Annotated in this window: 20 protein-coding genes and 1 tRNA gene; 9 read left to right on the top strand and 12 right to left on the bottom strand. The window is 56.8% G+C overall.

Going from position 1 to position 21,014, the window contains the following annotated elements:
- Positions 1-124 precede the first annotated feature (124 nt).
- From hisI to larC, 6 genes are all read right to left on the bottom strand, one after another.
- On the bottom strand, positions 125-493 hold the full coding sequence (hisI, locus tag ENN68_01865; protein HDS44837.1) for a phosphoribosyl-AMP cyclohydrolase: 369 nt from the start codon (positions 491-493) through the stop codon (positions 125-127).
- Between the two features lie 7 nt (positions 494-500).
- Positions 501-974: a transcription elongation factor Spt5 gene (locus ENN68_01860; protein HDS44836.1), complete on the bottom strand. Its 474-nt coding sequence runs from the start codon at positions 972-974 to the stop codon at positions 501-503.
- Between the two features lie 3 nt (positions 975-977).
- A complete protein-coding gene (locus tag ENN68_01855) occupies positions 978-1,181 on the bottom strand; it encodes a protein translocase SEC61 complex subunit gamma (protein HDS44835.1) in 204 nt (67 codons plus the stop codon).
- Between the two features lie 50 nt (positions 1,182-1,231).
- Entirely contained in the window at positions 1,232-2,302 is a 1,071-nt protein-coding gene (gene ftsZ / locus ENN68_01850) for a cell division protein FtsZ (GenBank protein HDS44834.1), read from the bottom strand.
- A gap of 89 nt (positions 2,303-2,391) precedes the next feature.
- A tRNA-Leu gene (locus ENN68_01845) sits at positions 2,392-2,474 on the bottom strand.
- Positions 2,475-2,532: 58 nt separating this feature from the next.
- Positions 2,533-3,732 (bottom strand): nickel pincer cofactor biosynthesis protein LarC, encoded by a 1,200-nt coding sequence (gene larC, locus ENN68_01840; protein HDS44833.1) that lies wholly within the window; start codon positions 3,730-3,732, stop codon positions 2,533-2,535.
- A 132-nt stretch (positions 3,733-3,864) separates the two neighbouring features.
- Between larC and albA the strand changes: the two genes are divergently transcribed.
- The 5 genes from albA to ENN68_01815 all read left to right on the top strand — a co-directional run bounded on the left by albA (position 3,865) and on the right by ENN68_01815 (position 8,329).
- Positions 3,865-4,143: a DNA-binding protein Alba gene (albA, locus tag ENN68_01835; protein HDS44832.1), complete on the top strand. Its 279-nt coding sequence runs from the start codon at positions 3,865-3,867 to the stop codon at positions 4,141-4,143.
- Positions 4,144-4,288: 145 nt separating this feature from the next.
- A complete protein-coding gene (gene pyrB / locus ENN68_01830; protein ID HDS44831.1) occupies positions 4,289-5,203 on the top strand; it encodes an aspartate carbamoyltransferase in 915 nt (304 codons plus the stop codon).
- A gap of 64 nt (positions 5,204-5,267) precedes the next feature.
- The gene (locus ENN68_01825; protein ID HDS44830.1) at positions 5,268-6,548 is read left to right on the top strand and encodes a serine hydroxymethyltransferase; all 1,281 of its coding nucleotides are present in this window, start codon (positions 5,268-5,270) and stop codon (positions 6,546-6,548) included.
- Between the two features lie 27 nt (positions 6,549-6,575).
- Complete coding sequence (locus ENN68_01820; protein ID HDS44829.1) at positions 6,576-7,442, top strand: phosphoserine phosphatase; 867 nt, start codon at positions 6,576-6,578, stop codon at positions 7,440-7,442.
- A 101-nt stretch (positions 7,443-7,543) separates the two neighbouring features.
- Positions 7,544-8,329, top strand: coding sequence for a TatD family deoxyribonuclease (locus ENN68_01815; GenBank protein HDS44828.1), 786 nt, complete (start codon positions 7,544-7,546; stop codon positions 8,327-8,329).
- A gap of 151 nt (positions 8,330-8,480) precedes the next feature.
- Here the strand turns inward: ENN68_01815 and moaC are convergent, their stop codons facing one another.
- Genes moaC through ENN68_01800 form a run of 3 tightly spaced genes read right to left on the bottom strand, consistent with a single transcriptional unit; the run spans position 8,481 to position 11,632 of the window.
- Positions 8,481-8,933, bottom strand: coding sequence for a cyclic pyranopterin monophosphate synthase MoaC (moaC, locus tag ENN68_01810; GenBank protein HDS44827.1), 453 nt, complete (start codon positions 8,931-8,933; stop codon positions 8,481-8,483).
- Between the two features lie 25 nt (positions 8,934-8,958).
- Positions 8,959-9,183, bottom strand: coding sequence for a preprotein translocase subunit Sec61beta (locus tag ENN68_01805; GenBank protein HDS44826.1), 225 nt, complete (start codon positions 9,181-9,183; stop codon positions 8,959-8,961).
- Between the two features lie 25 nt (positions 9,184-9,208).
- Positions 9,209-11,632: a valine--tRNA ligase gene (locus tag ENN68_01800; GenBank protein ID HDS44825.1), complete on the bottom strand. Its 2,424-nt coding sequence runs from the start codon at positions 11,630-11,632 to the stop codon at positions 9,209-9,211.
- Positions 11,633-11,794: 162 nt separating this feature from the next.
- On the opposite strand from ENN68_01800, the gene ENN68_01795 reads away from it, so the two are divergent.
- Positions 11,795-12,157: a peptidyl-tRNA hydrolase gene (locus tag ENN68_01795; protein ID HDS44824.1), complete on the top strand. Its 363-nt coding sequence runs from the start codon at positions 11,795-11,797 to the stop codon at positions 12,155-12,157.
- 787 nt (positions 12,158-12,944) lie between these two features.
- Here ENN68_01795 and ENN68_01790 read toward each other — a convergent pair.
- Positions 12,945-14,246, bottom strand: a complete 1,302-nt coding sequence (locus ENN68_01790) for an anti-sigma factor antagonist (protein HDS44823.1) — start codon at positions 14,244-14,246, stop codon at positions 12,945-12,947.
- 184 nt (positions 14,247-14,430) lie between these two features.
- Here ENN68_01790 and ENN68_01785 point away from each other — a divergent pair, with 184 nt between their 5' ends.
- Complete coding sequence (locus ENN68_01785) at positions 14,431-15,738, top strand: acetyl-CoA hydrolase/transferase family protein (GenBank protein ID HDS44822.1); 1,308 nt, start codon at positions 14,431-14,433, stop codon at positions 15,736-15,738.
- A gap of 75 nt (positions 15,739-15,813) precedes the next feature.
- Here ENN68_01785 and ENN68_01780 read toward each other — a convergent pair whose 3' ends face one another.
- Complete coding sequence (locus ENN68_01780) at positions 15,814-17,739, bottom strand: transporter substrate-binding domain-containing protein (GenBank protein ID HDS44821.1); 1,926 nt, start codon at positions 17,737-17,739, stop codon at positions 15,814-15,816.
- A gap of 128 nt (positions 17,740-17,867) precedes the next feature.
- Entirely contained in the window at positions 17,868-18,467 is a 600-nt protein-coding gene (locus ENN68_01775) for a hypothetical protein (protein HDS44820.1), read from the bottom strand.
- A gap of 176 nt (positions 18,468-18,643) precedes the next feature.
- Between ENN68_01775 and ENN68_01770 the strand changes: the two genes are divergently transcribed.
- Together ENN68_01770 and ENN68_01765 are read left to right on the top strand one after the other, a co-directional pair.
- On the top strand, positions 18,644-20,179 hold the full coding sequence (locus ENN68_01770) for a hypothetical protein (protein ID HDS44819.1): 1,536 nt from the start codon (positions 18,644-18,646) through the stop codon (positions 20,177-20,179).
- Between the two features lie 144 nt (positions 20,180-20,323).
- Positions 20,324-20,848 (top strand): hypothetical protein, encoded by a 525-nt coding sequence (locus tag ENN68_01765; protein ID HDS44818.1) that lies wholly within the window; start codon positions 20,324-20,326, stop codon positions 20,846-20,848.
- The last annotated feature ends 166 nt before the right edge of the window (positions 20,849-21,014 follow it).

The following is a 21,014-nucleotide window of genomic DNA, read 5'->3' as shown; positions in this document are numbered from 1 at the left end:
GTGATGAAGATCGTGGAACGGAGTGGACGTGAGTACTTCGCACAGATACCCAAGCGGGCACGACAGATGTGCTCGCTCTTCCCTGAGGCGCTACCTATGGGTTAATTTGCGGAGTTTGGGTTAATTAATCTCCCTGTTCTTTCCCGTACGCTTCCTCGGGATCGAAGACCTTCTCACCCACCACCGTGCCATCAATCGTGCGGTAGAAGCACGAGCGGTAGCCCCTATGGCACGCGCCACCGATCTGCTCCACCTTTAACAGGATCGTGTCCTCATCGCAGTCGATGAAGATCTCTTTCACGAGCTGCTCATGGCCTGAACGTTCGCCCTTCTTCCAGAGCTTGCCGCGGCTCCTGCTCCAGTAGTGCGCCTTACCCGTCGCTCTCGTGAGCCGCAGTGCCTCGTCGTTCATGTAGGCGAGCATGAGCACCTCGCCCGTCTCATCATCCTGAACGATTGCCGGTCTCAAGTCGCTGGTGGCTTCACCGGGCACGTAGTACTCACTCCCCCTCACCCTCGCGCTTCTCTCTGCTCAGCACGCGCACGCTGTCGCCCCGAATGGTAACGGGGATCGGGACCATCGCCTCGAAGAGCTCGATCGTGATCTCTTCATGCGCCTCGTCCACCTTCTTCACACGCGCACGCTCACCTTTGAACGGCCCTGAGATGATCTCGACGATGTTACCCTCCTCAATGCCGGTGACCGAAGGCTTTGGTGTAAGGAAGTGCTCGATCTCCTCGAGGCTCATCTCGCCCTTGACCAGGCCGCGCGCATGCGGAATGCTCTGGACGATCTGCTCGACCATCTCAGGATATTCCGCCTCGATCAGCACGTAGCCTCGGAGCTCATCCGGCACGAGAATCGCCTTGAGACCGTGCTCTGCCAGCGGCTTCTCCTTGATCGCGCCCTCGATGAGCGAGGCCACCGCCTGCTCCTGATTCACCGTTGTCTTCACGGCGACAATCGTAGCCATCACTCAGAGCCCCTGCGGCAGGACGGTCAGCATGATATAAATCGCGAACCCGATGGCACCGATCAGCGCCATTGCGGCACCTGCGATCTTTGCGATATGGAAAAATTCCTCACGTTTCGGCCGCTTCGCCAATTTCAGTATCCGGAGATACTCCTTCAGCTTCTTTGACCATTCCTCGGTATTCAGACCGTCGTATTTCAGTTCCATCGTTCCCGAGCGCACCAGTGGTTAGTTAGTTAGTTAGTTATTTAGGTTGGTTAATGCACGATATCAATACCAAATTTCTCCCGCCGGACCTCCTTGCCTGCGTAAATCTGATCTGATTTGACGCCGGTCACGATGAGCAACGTCCGAATCATGTTCTTCAGCTCCGGACTCACCTGCACCCCCCAGATGATCCTGGCCTCGTCGTTCATCATCCGATACACTTCCTGGAGCGCGCCTTCCGCTTCCTCTACGGTCATGTCCTCGCCACCGATCACGTTGACGAGCGCGGCCTTCGCATCGCTCACATCGACCTCGAGGAGCGGTGAGCTCAAGGCTTTCCGCACCGACTCGATGGCTTTGCTCTGACCGTCGGACTCGCCGAATCCGATCATCGCCATGCCACCGTCCTTCATCACCGTGCGCACATCGGCAAAGTCCAGGTTGATCAGCCCGGGCTTGGTGATCAGCTCGGTGAGACCTTTTACCGACCGCATAAGCACCTCATCCGCCACCTTAAAGGCCTCGTTCAACGGTAAGCGCGGCACCACGTCCAGGAGTTTGTCGTTCGGGATGACGATCAAGGTATCTGTATTCTCCCGTAATTTCTCGAGACCATAATTGGTATTTTCAATACGCACCAGGCCTTCCGCGCTGAACGGGAGCGTAACCACACCAATGGTCAACGCACCTGCGTCCTGCGCCGCTTGCGCGACGACCGGTGCTGAGCCCGTACCCGTGCCACCGCCCAACCCGCAGGTGATGAAGACCATATCCGCGTCCTCGACTATCGTTCGTATGTCAGTATCGTTCTCCCGTGCCGCTTCCTCGCCGATACGCGGGATGCTACCCGCTCCGAGACCGCGCGTGGTCTTCTTGCCGATCAATAACTTCCGTTCTACTTTCTTGTAGAGTAAATCCTGGGCATCCGTATTGACGGCGAAGAGTTCTGCACCGTAAATGCCCTCTTCGGTCATGCGCTGAATCGTATTCGTCCCGCTCCCTCCGCATCCGATTACTTTAATGATCGTTCGTGCTCGCTCCAGAATCTTTTCCAACTCACCAGTCTCCATCGTCTTGATTTCCGAGCCATCAGAGACCGTTTCATCCCCCAGTTGCCTCATCTTTTCATGCCCCTCGTTTAGTCAATCTCTTAGCATTCCTTCTTTAAAACCTTTGCCCCACCGTAAAAGGGACAGCGGCCCATGATGCATGCGGAGGGAGGGATTTGAACCCTCGGACCCCTACGGGACAGCGACCTCAACGCTGCGCCTTTGTCCTCTCGGCAACCTCCGCACAAATGTTCTCCCGAGCGAAGAAGACGACCCCATCCACCACTAAGAGTGCCTTTGTCTTATGTGTAGAAAAAGGTACCTTCCACGGCCTTCAGAACTGCCTTCAGCGGCATGTTCAGCTCGCGCGCCACCCGCTTCGCATCTTCGAACTCCGCGGCCACCGTGAGCACCTTCCCCGTGGCATCCCGGCCGATTTTCACGCCTACTTCACGCTCCATGCCCTTGAGTCTCACCGTCACCCGTGCCGATTCGCGATCCGCCACGAAGCGATGCTTCACCTGCATGACACGTACTCCCAGCGTACCGGTCTCCACCATCAGCCGTTGAGCAATGCGAGCTGCATCCTGTGGCGTGGTGATCACCGTGATGAGATAGCCCGTCCTGCCCTTCTTCATGAGCACCGGTGCTACGGCCACGTCGCGCGCGCCCTCAGCCATGAGCACCTCGATCAGGTTACCTACCATCTCGCCCGTCAGGGTATCCACGTTCGTCTCCAGCACCTCGATCAGGTCGCGTGACAGCTCGGTGAGGGTTCCGAGGCTTGCGCGTAGGACGTTCGGAACGGGCAGGTCCTGCGTTCCTGCGCCATAGCCGATCTTCTCGATCCGCAGCTGCGGGAATGCCGGCTCAGATCGCTCCACGAACTGCGCGAGCAGTGCTGCGCCCGTCGGCGTCGAGAGCTCCGCGTCGATCACCGCCGGCCCACCACGATACAGCAATGCGGTATTTCTCAGGATCTCGAGTGTCGCCGGTGCAGGAACAGGGAAGCACCCATGCTCGATCTGCACGAAGCCCGAGCCGAGCGAAATCGGCGTGCTGAGAATGGTGTCCGGGTTCAGTTCATGGATGGCCACGGCGTTGCCCACCAGATCGCCCAGCGTATCCCGTGCACCAAGCTCGTGAAACGTGAGCTTCTCCCTGGGAACGCCGTGCACGATCGCCTCTGCTTGTGCGATTCGCTCAAAGACACTCAGTGCGTGCTGAATGATCAGCTCAGGCAGTCCACTCTGTTCGAGCGCTTGCCGCATATCGGTATACGAACGATGACTGCATGATCGCTCAGCCGCGGCCCGGGTCGCGAGGAAGGCAACCTGTTTCGCCATGATACCGCGCTTCTCCACCTCAGTCACCTCCAGGGCGAGCTTGAAGGCTGAAATAGCGTCCGCTATCTTCGATTCCTTGACCCCCAACGCCAGCAGACTACCGAGGATCATATCGCCGGCCGCGCCCGAGAAGGGCTCAAAGACCACCGCTCGCATCGTTCCTGTATAAGAGAAAGGCACGGCGGGTAAGAAAAACGCCACGCTCGCCGCACCTCTCGCTTGCGCAGTGCGGGGAAGGGTAAACCTTTAAATATACCTCCTCCTTCTATCACACAGGTGAACCAAAAAATGCCTGGAGAAGACAACGTGATATATATCGGGAATAAGTCTGTGATGAGTTATGTCCTGGCAGTCGTAACGCAGTTCAACAACGGCTTTGATGAGGTCTTGATCAAGGCACGAGGACGAGCGATCTCGAGGGCGGTAGACACAGCGGAAGTAGTTCGGAACAAGTTCATGCCGGGTGTAGAAGTGAAGGACATAAAAATCGGAACAGAGCAGCTCGTGGGCGAAGGTGGAGATAAAGCAAACGTCTCGTCGCTCGAGATAACCATGAAAACGAAGTGAGAGGGCGAAAACGAGTTCATCCTGGTGTGTGCGCTCTTTAAACGCCGTCTTTTTTTCTTTCTTTCTATTTTTTCTCCTGATCGTTGCTGGTTCTCGCGGTGGGTAGATTCTTATACCCGCAGCAGCTTACAATCTCTCAGACGCGATGTTCGCGAGAAAGCATATTATTTCCACACGCGACTTCACCAAAGAAGAGATCGATTACATCCTGTATCGTGCAGCTGAGCTGGAGCTCTACGCACGGGGCTCGAAGACGTGTGACTTACTGGCCGGGAAGATCCTTGCCAACCTCTTTTATGAGCCCAGCACGCGAACGCGGCTCTCATTTGAGGTGGCGATGAAGCGGCTGGGGGGTGAGGTTATCAACGTCTCGTCACCAGAGACCACCTCAGCGGCGAAGGGCGAGAATCTGGTCGACACGATACGAATCGTCTCAAGCTACTGCGACATCATCGCACTCCGGCATCCGAAAGAGGGTGCATCACGAATGGCCACCTCGTTCTCGACCGTGCCGATCATCAACGCGGGCGACGGTGCCGGCCATCATCCCACCCAGACACTGCTTGATCTCTACACGATACAGCAGGAGCAGTTGCTGGACTCGCTCAGGATCGCCCTGATCGGCGACCTCAAATACGGGCGGACGGTTCATTCACTGGCCTATGCGTTGTCACTGTACGGCGCGAAGCTCTTCTTCATCTCACCCGAGGCGCTGCGCATGCCTGAGGAGATCAAGATGGATTTGATCGAAGCGGGCGTCGAGATCTATGAATCCACGGATCTGCGCGAGGTGATCAATGAAGTGGACGTGCTCTACATGACGAGGATCCAGCGAGAGCGATTCCCCGATCCTACGGAATATAATAAGGTTGCGGGAACGTACCGCATTACCACCGGATTGCTGGCAGAGAATCCCCGCGCGTTGATCATGCATCCGCTCCCGAAGCTCGACGAGATCGAAGCAGACGTGGACGAGACGACGAACGCGCGTTACTTCGCTCAGGCGTTCTACGGTATTCCCGTCCGAATGGCTGTTCTCTCTATATTACTGGAGCGGTAAGTAGATAATCGGATAGCTACGAGAACGGGGAAAGGGGAACCAGGAGAGAAAGATGGCAGGCGATATGCGAGCAGAGATCAGAAGCGTGATCGAGGCGGTGAAGAAACATCATGAACTCTACGCGACTGCACTACCGCTCATTGCGAGCGAGAATGTCACGAGTAACACCGTACGAATGCTGCTTGCCTCCGATCTCTCGCATCGATACGCGGAGGGTGAGGTGGGCAGCCGATTTTATCAGGGCTGCCGGTACATCGATGAGATCGAGGAGAAGGCGATCACCCTGGCGCGAGCACTGTTTGCTGCAGAGCACGTGAACGTGAAGCCGATCTCAGGAGTGACCGCGAATATCGCAGCACTCTTTGCGCTGACCGCGCCGCGTGACCGCATGATGGCCCTGTCCGTACCGAACGGCGGCCATATCAGTCATTCGAAGGTATCCATACCGGGGATGCGTGATCTCGAGCTGTTCACCTTCCCCTTTGATGCGCACGAGATGAATATTGATACCGAGCTGATGGTGAAGAAGATACGGGAGAAGAAGCCCAAGCTCTTACTCTTTGGTGCCAGCCTCTTCCTCTTCCCGCATCCCGTTGCTGCGGCGCGTGAAGCTGCAGACGAGCTGGGTGCACGGATCGTATACGATGGCTCGCACGTGTTCGGGTTGATCGCGGGCAAAAAGTTCCAGGATCCGCTGCGCGAAGGCGCGGACGTGGTGGCGAGCAGCACGCATAAGACCTTCCCGGGCCCCCAGGGCGCACTCATACTCTGTAAAGAGGAGCTCAAGCAGCGGATAGACGGGGCCGTTTTCCCCGGCACGGTGAGCAACCATCATCTCCATCATGTTGCCGGTCTGGCGGTCTCGTTGGCCGAAATGCTGGAGTTCGGCGAGGCATACGCGGCGCAGACGGTGGCGAATGCGAAGGCTCTGGCAGGAGCACTCTACGAGGCGGGATTTGAGGTGCTCTGTGAGCATAAGGGTTTCACCGAATCGCATCAGATAGCCATCAACGCACTCAAGCTCGGCGGTGGCGCGGCCGTAGCAGAGCATCTGGAACGTGCCAATATCATTATCAATAAGAACCTCCTGCCCACGGACAAAAATCCCGACAGGCCCTCGGGCGTCCGGCTGGGCGTGCAGGAATTGACGATGCTGGGCATGAAGGAATCGGAGATGGGAGAGGTTGCGTCGCTCATAGCACGCGCGGTGATGGAGAACGTTGCTGTGGAGAAGATACAAGAAGCCGTGAAGGAATTACGAAGCGGGTATCAGGATGCGAGGTACTGCTTTGATGGTAAGAATGCGTACGCATTCCCCGCGATACAAATCAGCGAGTATTTATAAAGAATACCGGGAGAGATATAGTTAGGGATGCTAGAGGAGCTTGAGGAACGGAGATCGGAGATTATAAAGAAGGCGGAGGCGTATAAATTACGGCGGACTGAGTTGAATGCCGAGGCCAGTAAGTGGGCGGAATTACGTGATGATTTGAATGCCCGCATCAAGCAGGCCGTGGAGCAGGCGAAAGCGTACAAGCAACAGCGCGAGGAATATGAGAAGCTGATCGCGGAGAGGAAGACAAAGCGGGGTGAATTGAACCGCAAGGCGTCGAGCTATTATCAGCAAGTAGAGAAGCAGCGGAAACGGAACGATCTGGCGAGCATCCAGGCTTTTGAGCAGTTGCGAGGACGCATCGAGGAGCTGGAGCTGCGGCAGCAGGTGGAAGTGATGAGCAAGGATCAGGAGCGGAAACTGGTCGCGAAGATCACGGAGCTGCGGCGTGAGTTCGAGCGTATGGAGGACGAGCTGGAGAAGGACAAGAAACTGGCGGAATTGCTGAAGAAAGCGCAGACCTACCGCAAGGAATCTGACCAGTGCCATGAAGAGGTGATTGAGTACGTGAAATTGTCGCACGAGAGCCACGATAAGATGATTGAGCACTTCAAGGAGGCTGATCGTATCCGTGAGAAGGCAGATGAGGCGCACCGGCTGTTCCTGGATGCGCAGGAAGAAGCGGATGAGGCGCACAAGTTGTATATCCGGTATCTCAGAGACATGAAGGACTTCGACCGCGTGATCACCGGGCTGCGCCGGAAGATACGTGAAGATTGGAGTTTCCGCGAGCGGTTAGAAGCGCGTAAGAAGGCGAAAGGCATTTACGAGCGGTTTAAAGAGGGCGAGAAACTCAGTACGGAAGATCTACTCATGCTCCAGCGGTCTGAGTTGGGACTGAAGTAAGAGCTCTTTCCGCCTTGCATGCACAGACCGCATCTTTACCGTCCCGTGGTAACTAACTAACGTAACGGATTATTACCACGATACCGGGTGCATGGTTTGAGGTGGTCAAAATTATTGATATCCACTGCCATTTGACGATGGCTGAGTACGATTCGGATCGTGCGCAGGTGATTGAAGAAGCGAAGCGCGTCCTCAGTGGCGTGGTGATCTGTGGCGCCGGGCCCGCAGCCGCGCCGAAGGCATTGGAGCTTGCTGCGGCGCATCCCGGATTCATCTTTCTAACGCTCGGGTTGCATCCGATCTATGTGGATGATAGAACTGACCAGGAGATCGAGCGGTACGCGGAATTCATCAGTGCGCACCGGCGCGCAATCGTAGGTATCGGCGAGATCGGACTCGATTACTACTGGGTGAAGGATCCGCTGAAGGTGAAGCGAACGAAGGCGGTTTTTGTGGAGTTCCTCGGGCTGGCGCATGAGCTGCAGCTGCCGGTGGTGCTGCACCTCCGCGGTACGGGCAGTGAGGCAATCGAGGAGGGGTTAAAGATGATCCGAGACGAGGACGTGAAAAGCGCGATCTTCCACTGCTTCACCGGCAAGCCCGCCGTTGCGGATGAGATCAGCGAGGAAGGCTACTACGTCTCGCTCCCGACCTCGATCGTACGAAGCAAGAGCATGAAGAAGGTAGCGAAGCGGCTACCGCTGTCCGCATTACTCACTGAGACTGATGCGCCGTATCTCGCGACAACTGAGAATGAGCGGAACGTGCCACAGAATGTTACGGTGGTATACGAAGAGATTGCGCGACAGCAGAAGCTCTCGCTCGAAACCGTGGACGATGCGATCGAGCGTAATTTCGAGCGCATCTTCGGAGTCACATTACACTAGCATGACGCGTGCGCGCTCGTTTTGTCCATTCTGACGTCTCTCTACGCGTCGACGAGGCCCCCGGGAGCTGTGACTCATCAGGGGGGTGACAATAGTGCATGTGCGATATACGTATCATCAGTTCCGTTAGCAAATCCCCACGTCTGCAACGCTAAACTGTCCGTTTTTCCTTCTTCTCGACCCGAATGTCGTGGATCCGAGTATGGGGGTAATTGCCCGTTTCGTCCTTCTCCTCCGCTTTCACCATGTCCCAGATGGTCAGGAGTGCAATGGCGAGTCCATGGAGCGCGTCCATCTCCACGCCCGTCTTGCCGACTGATTTGACCGATACAGAGGCGCTAATATGGTCCGTGCGCACGATAAATTCCACGATCACCTGCTCGATATTTATCTGGTGACAGAGCGGAATGGCTTCGGGCGTCTTCTTTACGGCAAGTATCGCCGCGATCTCAGCACAGCCGAGCACATTCGTTTTTCGGGTCGTGCCACGTTGGATCTTCTCGATCGTGCTCGGATCCAGGTAAATCGTGCCCGACGCGATTGCGGTACGCACGAGGTTACCCTTGGCGCTGATGTCCACCATTCCGGCGCTACGCTGCTGCATGCGTTCCCGTCCTCACTTCACTCACTCAGGTTGGCCAGACGCCAAAATAGAACTCCAACCCGATGATGACCACGCCAATCGCAACACCAAGGATCAGGATCACCTTCGGGGACATCTTTACCGCGGATTCCTCAACGTCGTAGTACCGCATCAAGCCTGCGGAGGACATGAGACCGCGTTCTTCGCCCCTGCTTCCGCCTTCTTTCTTCCCCTCGCGCTTGCCCTTCTTCGCCGTCTTGCCTTTTGCCATCTCGTACTCCCTTTATTGTTACTGATTACGCCTTAAGTAACTCAACCTGCGTGTCCCGGACATCGAGCACCGTGCCCGCAACTTCGCCTGTCTCCGCCCGCTCGACGAGCTCCACCGGTGTTGCTGTAGCATTCTCGATGTCCTCAGTGTCCACGTGTGCGCCGTAAATTCGCAGGCTGCCCAGCGGCGCATTTAACGCGATACCCTGCTCCGACTTGAAGTGGCGAACTGCGCGGACGATATCGGCGATGAGATCGCCCTGTGCCTCCGCATCGGCGTCGATCTCCTCTGAAACGGGTTCAGGCCATTGCGCGCGGTGCACGCTGCCGCCGTTCCCGATATACGCGTGCATCTCTTCGGCGAAGAACGGCGCAAACGGTGCAAGCAACTTGTTGAGCGTCACGAGCGTCGTATACAACGCGTACTTTGCTGATTCCGCGCCCGCATCGCCGCCACGGCCATAGAGCCTTGATTTAGCCAGCTCGATGTAGTCGTCGGCGAGCGTATTCCAGGTGAACGCGCGTATTTCCTTCAGTGCCTCGTCGAACTTGTAGGTCTCCATCGCCGCCGTCACTGACTGCACGAGCTTGTTCAACTTCGTGAGCAGCCAGATGTCAACCACACGGAGCTCGACTGAGCCCGTCCCGGGATTGTACCCCTCGAGATGCAGCAGTGCGAACCGGAGTATGTTCCAGAGCTTCTGCATGAACTTGCTCGCAGCCACGATGTCTTTCCAGCGGAACTGCACATCCGAGCCGACCGCACCGCCGATCGCGGCCCACTGCCTGAAGACGTCCGCGCCGTGCTCCCGAATGACCTCGTCGGGTGATATGAAGTTGTTCCGCGACTTGCTCATCTTGTAACCGTCCTCGCCAAGCACCATGCCATTGATCAGAATAGTATGCCAGGGGAAGGTCCTGGCGAGCGCAAGCGAGCGCAGAATGGTGTAGAATGCCCACGTGCGAATGATGTCGTGCCCCTGTGGTCGGAGCGCGACGGGGAACGCGAGCGCGGAGGGCTCCTCGGCATTGAGATCCCAGCCCGCGACCCAGAGCGCACTCAGTGATGAGTCCATCCAGGTGTCCAGAACGTCCTCCTCGCCCACGAACTCCGTGCCGCCACAGTTGCTGCAGGGCTCTTTCGGACTGCTGGTCGTAGGGTCTACGGGCACGTCATCCTTGGCCGCCACCTGTGTGGTGCCACAGCGCTTGCAGTACCAGACCGGGATAGGCACACTGAAGATCCGCTGCCGCGAGATGCACCAGTCCCACTCCATCGAGTCAACCCAGTTCCTGAGCCGAACGGCGAAATGCTCCGGGTACCAGGAGATCTGCTTGGACGCGTTCTTTATCTCCTCGTGCAAGACGCGTACGAACCACTGCCGGGTCGAGATGATCTCAATCGGCGTCTTACAGCGCCAGCATACGCCCACGTTCTGTCTCAGCGGTTCCTGGCTCTTGTAAAGGCCCTGGGCCTTCAAATCCTCGATGATCGCCTCTTTGCATTGGGTGGTGGTGAGACCGGTGTACCCACGTGCCGCCTCAGTCATCCGGCCCTGCTCATCAATAGACGTGATTAAGGGCAGGTTGTGCTCCTTCCACCAGCGCACGTCCTGACGGTCACCAAACGTGCAGATCATCACCACGCCGGTGCCGAACGCAGGATCGACGCTCTCATCCTCATAGACCGTAACGAGGTGCTCGAATATCGGCACGACCAGCTCCTTGCCCGCGATGTACCGGTACCGCTCGTCGTCCGGATGCACGGCCACCGCGACACAGCTCGACAGCAGTTCCGGTCGTGTCGTTGCGATCTCGACATATCCCGGCTCTTTACCGGTATCAACCGTTTTGAAGCGTATATAATGCAACGTCGCGTTGCGATCCTCGTACTCGACCTCCGCGAATGCAATTGCGGTCTCGCAACGCGGGCACCAGTTCACGGGATGCTCAGCCTGGTAGATCAGCCCGTTACGGTACATGCGCAGGAACGAGAGCTGCGTATACCGCTTGTACCGGTCTTCCATCGTGACGAACTCGCGGCTCCAATCGATGGACATCCCGAGTTTCTGCATCATGCCCTTCATCTGCGCGATGTTCTCACGCGTCAATTGCTTGCAGAGCTCTCTGAACCGCTGCTTGTCGATCTGCCGCTTGGAGATCCCGTGCCGCTCCTCCACCTTCACCTCGGTCGGCAGCCCATGGCAGTCCCAGCCCTGGGGGAACATCACGTTATAGCCGCGCATGCGTTTGTAGCGTGCGATAAAATCAATATAACACCAGTTCAGTGCGTTACCAACGTGGAAATCGCCCGTCGGGTACGGTGGCGGCGTATCGATGATATACGGTGGGCGATCAGAAGCTTCATCAAAATAATACAGTGCGTCTTCCCAGGTCTCCAGCCACTTCTTCTCCACGATCTCCGGTATATACTTCTTTTCCAGCTTCATGTGATGCGCTCTTCGAGTACCAGTCTATTAACCTAAACCTTAGATGCTTTTATTTCTAGGGCCTTTCTTTAGCTAGCTAAACCACTAGCAACCAAGCTTTCCCCGTTACTCCTTTACGATAGAAATCCTTGAACGGGGGGAGCTGAGAGCAACGAGCATAGAATGGTCGAGAAAACAGAGCGAGAATACAAGCAGTGTATTGTCCTCCGGGCTGATCTGAAGCTCTCGAAGGGCAAGGCTGCCGTGCAGGCTGCACACGCGGCTATTCTCAGCTATGAGCGCGCTCCGCTGCACGACCGTAAGAAATGGAAAGAGCAGGGGCAGAAGAAGGTGGCACTCAAAGTGCCCGGTCTTCCCGCGCTGTACCGGGTACGGGACGACGCAGAGAAGATGGGACTGCCGTGTGCGATCGTCGAGGACGCTGGTCTGACCGAGATACCGCCGGGGACCGTTACCGCGCTCGGTATCGGCCCGGCACGTGCGGATGAGCTTGACAAGGTGACGCAGCAGTTGGAATTGTTGTAACTACCTCTGTTGTTCGGAACTCGCCCAGTTCGGAACAACTGTAATTACCCACTGGAGCGTTTCATTGCTCAGCATGGGCAATGTGCGCGTGGTTCACCAGCCCGTCGGAAGCGCCAGTAACTGATCGTGATCGGACCCTGGCAGAACCGGCAAAGAAGCCACCAGATATTAGCTCCGCTGTTATTTTAGGACCTGCTTGAGCTGCTTCGATCCTGATGTTAATCGCTTCAAAATAGGTGTTACGATGTATATTGTCATTATAAAATCTAGAATGCTACGGAAACATCACAATCACCACCATGCTGTTCACCAAAATTTAAACGAGAGTTATTAATAACAACAATTTTTGTAAGTATTGGCTAAGAACTATGCCCATTAGTATTATATATTACGTTTACAAAACTATTATATACAGGAGGTGGCAAACATATGAAAAATGATCCAGATGGTCGATTTATAGACCAAAAAGTGGATGGTGATTTGGGGGGCACCATAAATCAATTGTTTCTCTATGCGAGCCAAAGCGAAATATTGAAGGCCGCTGAAGAGAATATCAAGCGGAAATATAAGCTCTGATTGATACTTCGTTCGCTGACACCGATAGCTAAGAGCAGAATTGGTGTGTATCGCTGAAAGTGGATAGTGAGTCAAGAACCCAAACGCCGCAAGTTAACCCTTAGGTGGCGTACGCTGGGGTATCTGTGCGAAACGTTCATCAACCGCTACTCAGGTGGTGAGCTCCTGCTCACGCAGCCGCAGAAGGATCTTGAACTATACCGGAGCGCGCCTACTCGAAGACGATGTCCGTGATATACGAGACACCGATAAGGGCGCGGGTAACGCTCGTGGTGTCGAGGAGATGGCGCATATCGAGGAACTCGCCCTCGGTTACGATTCGTTTGATCTCCGCGTCCAGATTCGCGCTCCGCGCCCGCGGGCGGTGCTTGAAGATCACCCCGTGATTATGGAGCAGCAGCTTCTGAGTACCGATATTCGCCGGGTGCACATAGAAGAGCGCGTTGATGCCGTCCTGATCATATGCGGAGAGCTCAGACTGCAGATCGAGCCCCACCCCGAAGCTCACCATCGTCTCGCCCTGATACCGGGGGTCGGTTGCGATAGCCATCCAGGTGTTGATGTTGTCCGGGTGCATGATCATCTCGCGGTTCGCGGGTGTGAACTTTTTGATGGGCGAGATCTTCACCCCTGAGCTGTAGAGCGCGTCGAGATCAGCCCAGAGCGCGATGCTGACCAGCCCCTTGAAGTTCGGCCGGTGCTCGCGTGCGAAGGCGAAGACCGCCGCATAGAGCTCGCTGATGCTGAGTGGTAACCCGCTCTCACGCTCCATCACGATGATATCGTTAAAGGTGCCGTCGAGCGCGACGTTGAAGCCGGTGTAAATGGTGACCTCGCCGGTGTCCCGTTTCGGAATGAGGAAATCGGGCGTATCATGCCCGTCGGTCGGCAGCCAGACCATTGTGCCGCCGATCGTGATCATCTCGCCAAGATAAGGCGCGCACTCCGTAACGCTCCCGCCCAACGCACCGAGCCCGATCGAGTACTCAGTCTCTGAGAACCGGCGCGTGCAGATATCTTCATCACCCAACCGCGCATAGAGGACTTTTGAGATGTCGCTGGTGATCTTCAGCACGGCTGGCTCCTGCGAGCGCTCAAAAACGGATAAACGCGTGCCATCGAGGGTGTACGAGGGCAAGCGATCCCAGTCCGCCACCGTGCCCATCGAGCGTATGAGCGCACGCGCGTGTGCAAGTGCGACCTCCTGCGTCGTATGACAGGTGAAGAACTGGTCGAAACCGGCCATCGCAAGCACCTTGAGCGGATATGATTGGACGCAGCAGAGCTGAATGCCGCCGCCCCGTGGCTTCAACCGCTTTTCGGTCGCAATGAGTGTGCGAATGCCGCCACTGCTCAAATAGGGGACGTTCGCCAGGTCAATAACGACCGCTCTGTCATCTTCAGTGAGGTGCGAGTTCAACGCCGCGTCCAGGTGCTCCGCGCCAAACGCGTCGAGCCGGCCGTCGAGCGATAGGATCAGAATACCTTCAATCCGTTGTGCCTGGATCTCCATCTTTCACCACCTTTGCGTTCCCTATTATCTCTGAACTACTATGAACGTAAGTTTTCGTTCTCCTCGCAGCGGATCACCGTTCTTCACGTACCGCCGCAGGTTTTAACAGTAGAGCATGAACATTCTAAGTAGTCACTGAGAAGGAACGGAAGGAAGGGAGTAAGGGAGGTGGATTCGCTCAGCTATGAGTATCTATACCACGGAGTACCGGCAGAAGTTGACCACGCCAGATAAGGCTGTGGCGAGTATCGAGAATGGCAGCACCATTGTCCACGGCTTGACGACCGCCGAGCCGCCGGCGCTGCTTGCCGCGATCGCTGATCGAGTGCGGGCAGAGGAGCTGAAAGAGCTCAAGATTTATTCCTTCAATCCGCAGAAGCACGTTGCGGAAACGGTCTTCGCACCTGATCTCTGTGACTGCATCCAGGCGTATTCATGGTTCGTGAGCGGCTCTGACCGCCCGATGGTCAGGGTGGGGTTGAACTATTTCGTGCCCGTGTACTTCCACCAGGTGCCGCGCCTCATCCGCGATTATATGGAGATCGATGTGACCATCACGACCGTCTCGCCCATGGACAAAGCGGGCTACTTCAGCTTTGGAACCGCGAACGACTTCACCTCCACCGCAGCACGGCACTGCAAACGGCTCATCGTGGAGGTGAACGAGCACATGCCGCGCGTCTTCGGCGATTCGCTCATCCACATCTCCGAGGTGGATGCGATCGTGGAGAACCACGTTCCGCTGCTGGAGCTGCCACTACCCGAGCCGAAGCCGGAGGATCAGGCAATTGGTGAGGCCATTGCCGAGCTGGTGCCCGATGGCGCGACGATCCAGTTGGGCATCGGCGGCATTCCCAACGCCGTAGCCCGGTACCTAGAGGGGCATGAGGATCTCGGGATCCATAGTGAGCTTCTGGTGCCGGGCATGGTCGAGCTGATCGAGGAAGGCGTGATCACCGGGCGCAAGAAGACCCTGCATCCGCGCAAGACGGTCTTTACTATCGCACATGGCACGAAGAAGATGTATGAGTTCATGAACGACAATCCGAGCATGGAGAGTTATCCTGCCTCCTACGTGCTCGACCCGTCCGTCATCGCGCAGAATGACAACATGATCTCGATCAATTCGATCCTCGAGGTGGACCTGCTCGGGCAGTGCAATGCGGAATTCCTCGCAGGTGCGCAGTTTAGCGGCACGGGCGGGCAGCTCGATTTCGTCCGGGGTGCGTTCCAGGCGCGCGGCGGGAAGTCCATCCTGACCTTCTATTCAACCGCGAAGAACGGCACGGTCTCACGGATCGTGCCGCGGTTCAAACCCGGCACGATGGTCACCACACCACGGATGGATACCCACTACCTGGTAACCGAGTACGGTGTGGTCGACCTGAAAGGGAAATCGACGCGTGAACGCGCGCTGGAGATCATCAATATCGCGCACCCCCAGTTCCGGGACGGGCTCCTGCGGGAAGCGGAGGACATGTATCTCATTTGAGCCGTGCTGCTCCGTCCGCGTGTGATGAGACTGCATGCACCAGCAGCAGTCGGAGCAGTTTCAGATGCATCGCTTCTAGCTACACCGCTTATATATGCCACAGCAGATCACGTACTGCTGGCCATCGCTTCCCCGGACCAGTTGATAGTAGGTCTTCTTGAGATAGAGCCCGGTTTCTACCGGATTGATATAGAGGTACTCGACCCAGCCCGAGCCGTTCTGGAGCGCTCCAGCGACGATCTCGTCCCTGAAGGGCTTGCCGGTGACATCCGTTTTGCCGCAAAAGTTCACGCCCACAAGCTTGATATTGTCGGCGTGCGCGACCATAGTGACGTTCGTATCGTACACGAAGATGTAGAGCTCTTGATGAGTTCGGTTCTTGTAGGGATCTTCGCCAAGGTTGATTTCCTGGAACGTCCCGTGAACGTCCGTCTCGATCGCCGTAGCAGTGAGGTTGACGAGCTGCATAACCGCCTCGTCGCTTAACGGTTGCGCGACGCATTCAACCTCAAGATACCGGTAGAGTATCCGTTCGTACTCACTGACGCCCTGCGCGTCCTTCTCCAGCCGGATATCTTCCAGCGCCTGCTGGAATGCGGTAACGAGTGTATCGGACGTGTCGCGGCTGAACGCAAAGTAATACTCGTTCGTGTGCAGGGTATAGACTCGCTCGAGATCATCCGGCTGCGCTGCGTATTTGGTGATGAGATACCGGCCCGAGAACTCGCCCGTAGACCAGAGATCGAACTCACCGCGCTCGAGCTGCGCTATCAGCACCGCCGCAGAGTCATTGAGCACGAGCTGCTCTTCAGCAACGCCCAGGGCGAGCAGCAGTGGGATAGAACTGGTATTCGCAATCGCTCCGATTCGGTAGTTCTTCAGGTCCGCTGCGGTCGCAATCGTGATGTTCCGACTCCTCGGGGCGAAGAGCACGATATCGCCCTTGACAAAGGGGCCGGCCCACCGGAACAGCTCTTCCCGTTCGGGCACCCGAGCCATCGAAAAGACAACGGTGGTGTTGTTGCCGCGCCCTGCCTGATACGCTTCTGACCAGGGCACGAACCGAACATCCGCGCGCGTGAGCCCGACATTCAGCCGCATGAAGATCGCGTACAGCAGGTCAACGGCCACGCCCTTAAGCTCGCCGCCCTCCTTGTAGTTCAGCGGCGGGAACTCCTCGGTAAGATACGTATACTTGCCAAGGCCTGAGGCGGGTATGTACCGAGCTACAATTCGCTCATACTGACTCAACCCTCCTGCGTCTTCCCGCGCCTTTACGCGGTCAAGTGCCTCCTGAAAGGACTCAATGACCGTATCGGGTGTTTCTCTGTTGAACGCGTAGTAGAGCTTATATTCCTGGAGCGTGTACACGACCTTGAAGTATCCGTACCGCCCGGTTTGCTCTTCGGCGATATAATTACCGGCTTCTTCGCCATAGCACCAGAGATCGAGCTCGCCCTGCTCCAGTTTGGTCATGATGACCACAGGATCGGGATCGGCCAACAGTTGATCGCTCGTCACGCCGAGCGCAAGCAGTTGCGGTATGGCAGCGTCGTCGGTAATCACTCCGATGGTATAGCCCGCGAGATCCGCGGGATGGTTGATGCTTATCTCACGGTCTCGCCTGGCAAAGAGTACCTTCTGCCCGGTGTAAATGGGGCCCACCCACTTGAACGATGTTTCGCGTTCCGGCAGTCGAGCGGTGGAGAAGAGAACCGTATTGGTTTGATTCAGCGCGGTCTGGTAGCCGCCGGTCCATGGCGTCAGGCGTATCGCGTCTTCCGTGATCCCGTTGCCCATCGTTGCTGTGATCGCCTCGAGGAGCTCAACCGCAATACCCTGAAGCTGGCCGTCCTTCTCGTAATTAAACGGCGGATACTGCTCAGTCAGGTACGTCAGGTCTGTGGGCGTCGGCTCACGTGTGGAAAGACACCCGGAACCAGTAATTGCAATGAGCACAAACATGAGAACGCCGATAACAAGTGCAATTTTATTCTCCATCGACCACCTCACCCGCCACTTCTAGAAGGTTAGAAAGTCCCGGGGAACATAAATACGTTCGGTTTGAGCACTGTGTGTGGTTCACGTCGCATTTCAGTGTCCCGCAAAAAGAAGAGAAGCGAGGATATTCAGCACCAGTACCGTTCCACAAAGAGGCCTGCGGATCGTACGAATGGCGTTCCCAGTCTCAGCAGAGCGATCGTTACGATCAGGGTCACGATCAGGTTACTGATGAGCCAGTCGAAGAAGCTCGTGAGAAAGAACTCAGGCGTAATGACTCCGAAGAGAAGAACGGCACCCGAGCCGATAAGTGCGCCGAGCAGATTGTTGAGGAACCAGCCGAAGGCGAGAAAGACCTGAAGATCTTGCCGGCTGCGCAGCGCCGCATCGGCGGCGAATAGCTGGAACGCAAGTACCGGTATCAGCACCTGTATGAGATCTGCCAGACTGAGCGCGATACCGACCGTAGCAGGCACGCCTGCAGGTAGGCTGGCACCGAGCATATAGCCGGCAAAAGCGGCCAGTACGCCCCAGAGCCCGAACCAGAGCCCGAATGCGATCATGACACCAACGGCGAGATAGATACCGGACAGGCCGAACTCGCCGGGCTTGAAGAGCTCGCCATAGCGAACGAGCAGCGCGTTGATGAGCGTCAGCACGAAGAACAGCAAAACGTTGCGCACCAGGCGTTTCGAACCGCAGGTGCGCGTGCGTACAGCAGCGGTCATAGGTGAGTCTTCATCGTCCAATCTAATAATCCTTATGGTGTTTTCCACGTGTTCTGCGCTGTGGCACGAGCGATTTGCAGTAAAGAATCGAGAGCGATTCGATGCAATGAGTAACAAAGACCTGCTGCGAAGGTGCTATAAGTACCGCGGCATTAAAGGGTATCGGGGTGGTTGAGATGCGCACGCAACGGGTAACGCTGGGACTCTGCCTGCTGGTACTCGCAGGAATGACCGATGGGTGCATCCAACCTGAGGAGACGACGCTCACGATCTCGGGCACCGTCACCACGTATTTGACGGGAGAAGCGGTGTCGAGTGCAGAAGTCGCGCTTTTTACATACGAGCAGCCCCGGTTCGCGTATCTGCCCCCGCTCGGCGAAACGGTGGCGAACACCACCACGGATGCCCGGGGGAGGTACGAACTGCCCATCCCTTCGGCTTATTGGGGCGAACGGATGGTCATCTTCTGTCACGCAGCGCCCGAAGGCTGGGCGGTGCTTACGCTCAATGAGTCGTTAGGAGATCTTGATCTCATCGTTGGTGCTCCACTTCCGGAAGCTGACGTGCCGCTGGTATTACTCACGCTTCAATCAGCCATCCAGACGGCTCTGGATCGAAGGGATACGGATCTCGCAGCCGCAGCCGAGCATCTCGCTCACACAGGTCTCGATAGTGCCGAGACGCGTGCCATCCTGAACGAGCTGTGCGACAAACACCCGTACGCGATCGATTGCTGCACCGTTGATCTGAACGGCACGATGGTAGCGGTGGAACCGGAAGCGTACCGCGAGTTCGAGGGCTCGGATATCAGTGATCAGGAGCAGGTAATCCGGCTGCATGAGATGCAGGAACCGGTGCTGAGCCTGGCGTTCCGTGCGGTGGAGGGTTTCGATGCCGCTGCTCTTCAATGGCCCATCTTCGCACCTGGTGGTGAATTGAGTGGCTCGGTCAGCATGCTCGTTCGCCCTGGATCGCTGCTCGCGACGCTCATCGAGCCGGAGGTGCAGGGCTTCCCGGTTGATGTCTGGGTCATGCAGCCGGACGGGCTCATCCTGTATGATCCCGACGTGGAGGAGATAGGCCGGAACCTCTTTACCGATCCATTGTACGAGCCGTTCCCTGAGCTACTGGCACTGGGCGCGGAGATCGCGGCCAACGCTTCGGGCACCGGGAGCTACACGTTCCTCGGGCGTGGCATGAGCGTATCGGTCGAGAAGAGCGCTTACTGGATGACGGTGGGGCTCCACGGCACGGACTGGCGTGTGGTTGTGACCCAGGTGGTGGCAGGTGACGCGTCGGCGGTGCACCGTGGCCTGTCTGAACTGGGTTTGCTCACCACGGAGGCCGCGCTTAACGCGCTGACGCAGAACGAGGAGTTGCCGCATGCGATAGCCGCAGAGGACAGGAACAAGACGCTCAGTATCCTGCAGCAGTTTTACGCGGCAAATCCCGGACTCTACGCGATCCAATGGGCAGATGCGTCGTGCATTAGCCGGTTCGGCTACCCTGAAGCGAACAGCCTTAGCGATTTTGATTGCCGTACCGGACGGACACCAGCGAGTGAGCGGCTCGTTGTGGCAATCGAAGCGCGTGAGGCGACTTCGTTCGAGGCCCCTCTGGTCGAAGGCAAGATGGGCAGGTTCGTCGTCGCACCGCTCTATGCCGGGGACGAGTATCTGGGTATCGTGTACACGATACAACTCGTGGCGTGAGGCACCAGAGATCCGTAGCGCTGAGTTTTAAGGTGAAGCAGCAGAAATGATGAACTGAGCGAGCTATCGCGGCGATGAAAGGGGAAAAAAACGGCAAAAAAAAAACGCGCGCTCCGCACCTATCTGGCGATCTTTCCGGCACTTGTGCTGATCAATACGCTCCTGGCACGGTTTGGCGTTATCGCCCGCCCCATCGGGCTCGGCTGCTCGGGCTTGTACTTTTCCATGGCCTTCATGATCGTCTTCGCACTGTGGTTCGGCGGCTGGGGAGTGCTCGCCGCGTATCTTGGCTGTATCCTAGGCGCAGGCTGGCTCGGCGGCATGCCCTTAGGGGTCAATCTTTACTGGTCGCTGGCGGATGTCTGGCAGGTGCTGATACCCCTGACTGCGTTTAAAGCGTTCAATGCCGATGTTGGCTTGCGAACGAAGCGCGATTTTGCAGTCTTTATCAGCTTCGGGTGGCTGCTCAATAACAGTGTCGGTGCTGCCTGGGGCGCTTCGACGCTCGCACTCGGTGGACTCGTATTGTGGTCAGAGGTCACGAGCATCTTCACTGGCTGGCTCATCGGTAACCTCATCGTCACTGCTTCGATCGCGCCGCTTCTGCTTCGCTACGGCACGCCCTGGCTCGAAGAGCAAGGGCTGCTCGTAACGGGATATTGGGCCTGAGCGTGGCGAGCGACCGTTGCGGAAAAGAGAAAACCGTAATACTTTACCTAAACTCTTCTTTTTAACCCATAAGGTCTCGCCCGAGAGGTCATCAGCACAGCATGGGTGGTCGCGAATCGCCCTTTCATCGCCGAGCGATGCCTGTTCATCCTTTTTGCGCATATTT

This window comes from Methanomicrobia archaeon, from assembly GCA_011049045.1.
GTDB lineage: Archaea > Halobacteriota > Syntropharchaeia > Alkanophagales > Methanospirareceae > JACGMN01.
This window is presented reverse-complemented; position numbering and strand designations above follow the sequence as displayed.

Coding starts and splice junctions, on each gene's coding strand:
- ENN68_01860 (HDS44836.1), bottom strand. CDS start 974: ATGGCTACGATTGTCGCCGTGAAGACAACGGTGAATCAGGAGCAGGCG.
- ENN68_01855 (HDS44835.1), bottom strand. CDS start 1,181: ATGGAACTGAAATACGACGGTCTGAATACCGAGGAATGGTCAAAGAAG.
- ftsZ (HDS44834.1), bottom strand. CDS start 2,302: ATGAGGCAACTGGGGGATGAAACGGTCTCTGATGGCTCGGAAATCAAG.
- larC (HDS44833.1), bottom strand. CDS start 3,732: ATGCGAGCGGTGGTCTTTGAGCCCTTCTCGGGCGCGGCCGGCGATATG.
- albA (HDS44832.1), top strand. CDS start 3,865: ATGCCTGGAGAAGACAACGTGATATATATCGGGAATAAGTCTGTGATG.
- pyrB (HDS44831.1), top strand. CDS start 4,289: ATGTTCGCGAGAAAGCATATTATTTCCACACGCGACTTCACCAAAGAA.
- ENN68_01825 (HDS44830.1), top strand. CDS start 5,268: ATGCGAGCAGAGATCAGAAGCGTGATCGAGGCGGTGAAGAAACATCAT.
- ENN68_01820 (HDS44829.1), top strand. CDS start 6,576: ATGCTAGAGGAGCTTGAGGAACGGAGATCGGAGATTATAAAGAAGGCG.
- moaC (HDS44827.1), bottom strand. CDS start 8,933: ATGCAGCAGCGTAGCGCCGGAATGGTGGACATCAGCGCCAAGGGTAAC.
- ENN68_01805 (HDS44826.1), bottom strand. CDS start 9,183: ATGGCAAAAGGCAAGACGGCGAAGAAGGGCAAGCGCGAGGGGAAGAAA.
- ENN68_01800 (HDS44825.1), bottom strand. CDS start 11,632: ATGAAGCTGGAAAAGAAGTATATACCGGAGATCGTGGAGAAGAAGTGG.
- ENN68_01795 (HDS44824.1), top strand. CDS start 11,795: ATGGTCGAGAAAACAGAGCGAGAATACAAGCAGTGTATTGTCCTCCGG.
- ENN68_01790 (HDS44823.1), bottom strand. CDS start 14,246: ATGGAGATCCAGGCACAACGGATTGAAGGTATTCTGATCCTATCGCTC.
- ENN68_01785 (HDS44822.1), top strand. CDS start 14,431: ATGAGTATCTATACCACGGAGTACCGGCAGAAGTTGACCACGCCAGAT.
- ENN68_01780 (HDS44821.1), bottom strand. CDS start 17,739: ATGGAGAATAAAATTGCACTTGTTATCGGCGTTCTCATGTTTGTGCTC.
- ENN68_01775 (HDS44820.1), bottom strand. CDS start 18,467: ATGACCGCTGCTGTACGCACGCGCACCTGCGGTTCGAAACGCCTGGTG.
- ENN68_01770 (HDS44819.1), top strand. CDS start 18,644: ATGCGCACGCAACGGGTAACGCTGGGACTCTGCCTGCTGGTACTCGCA.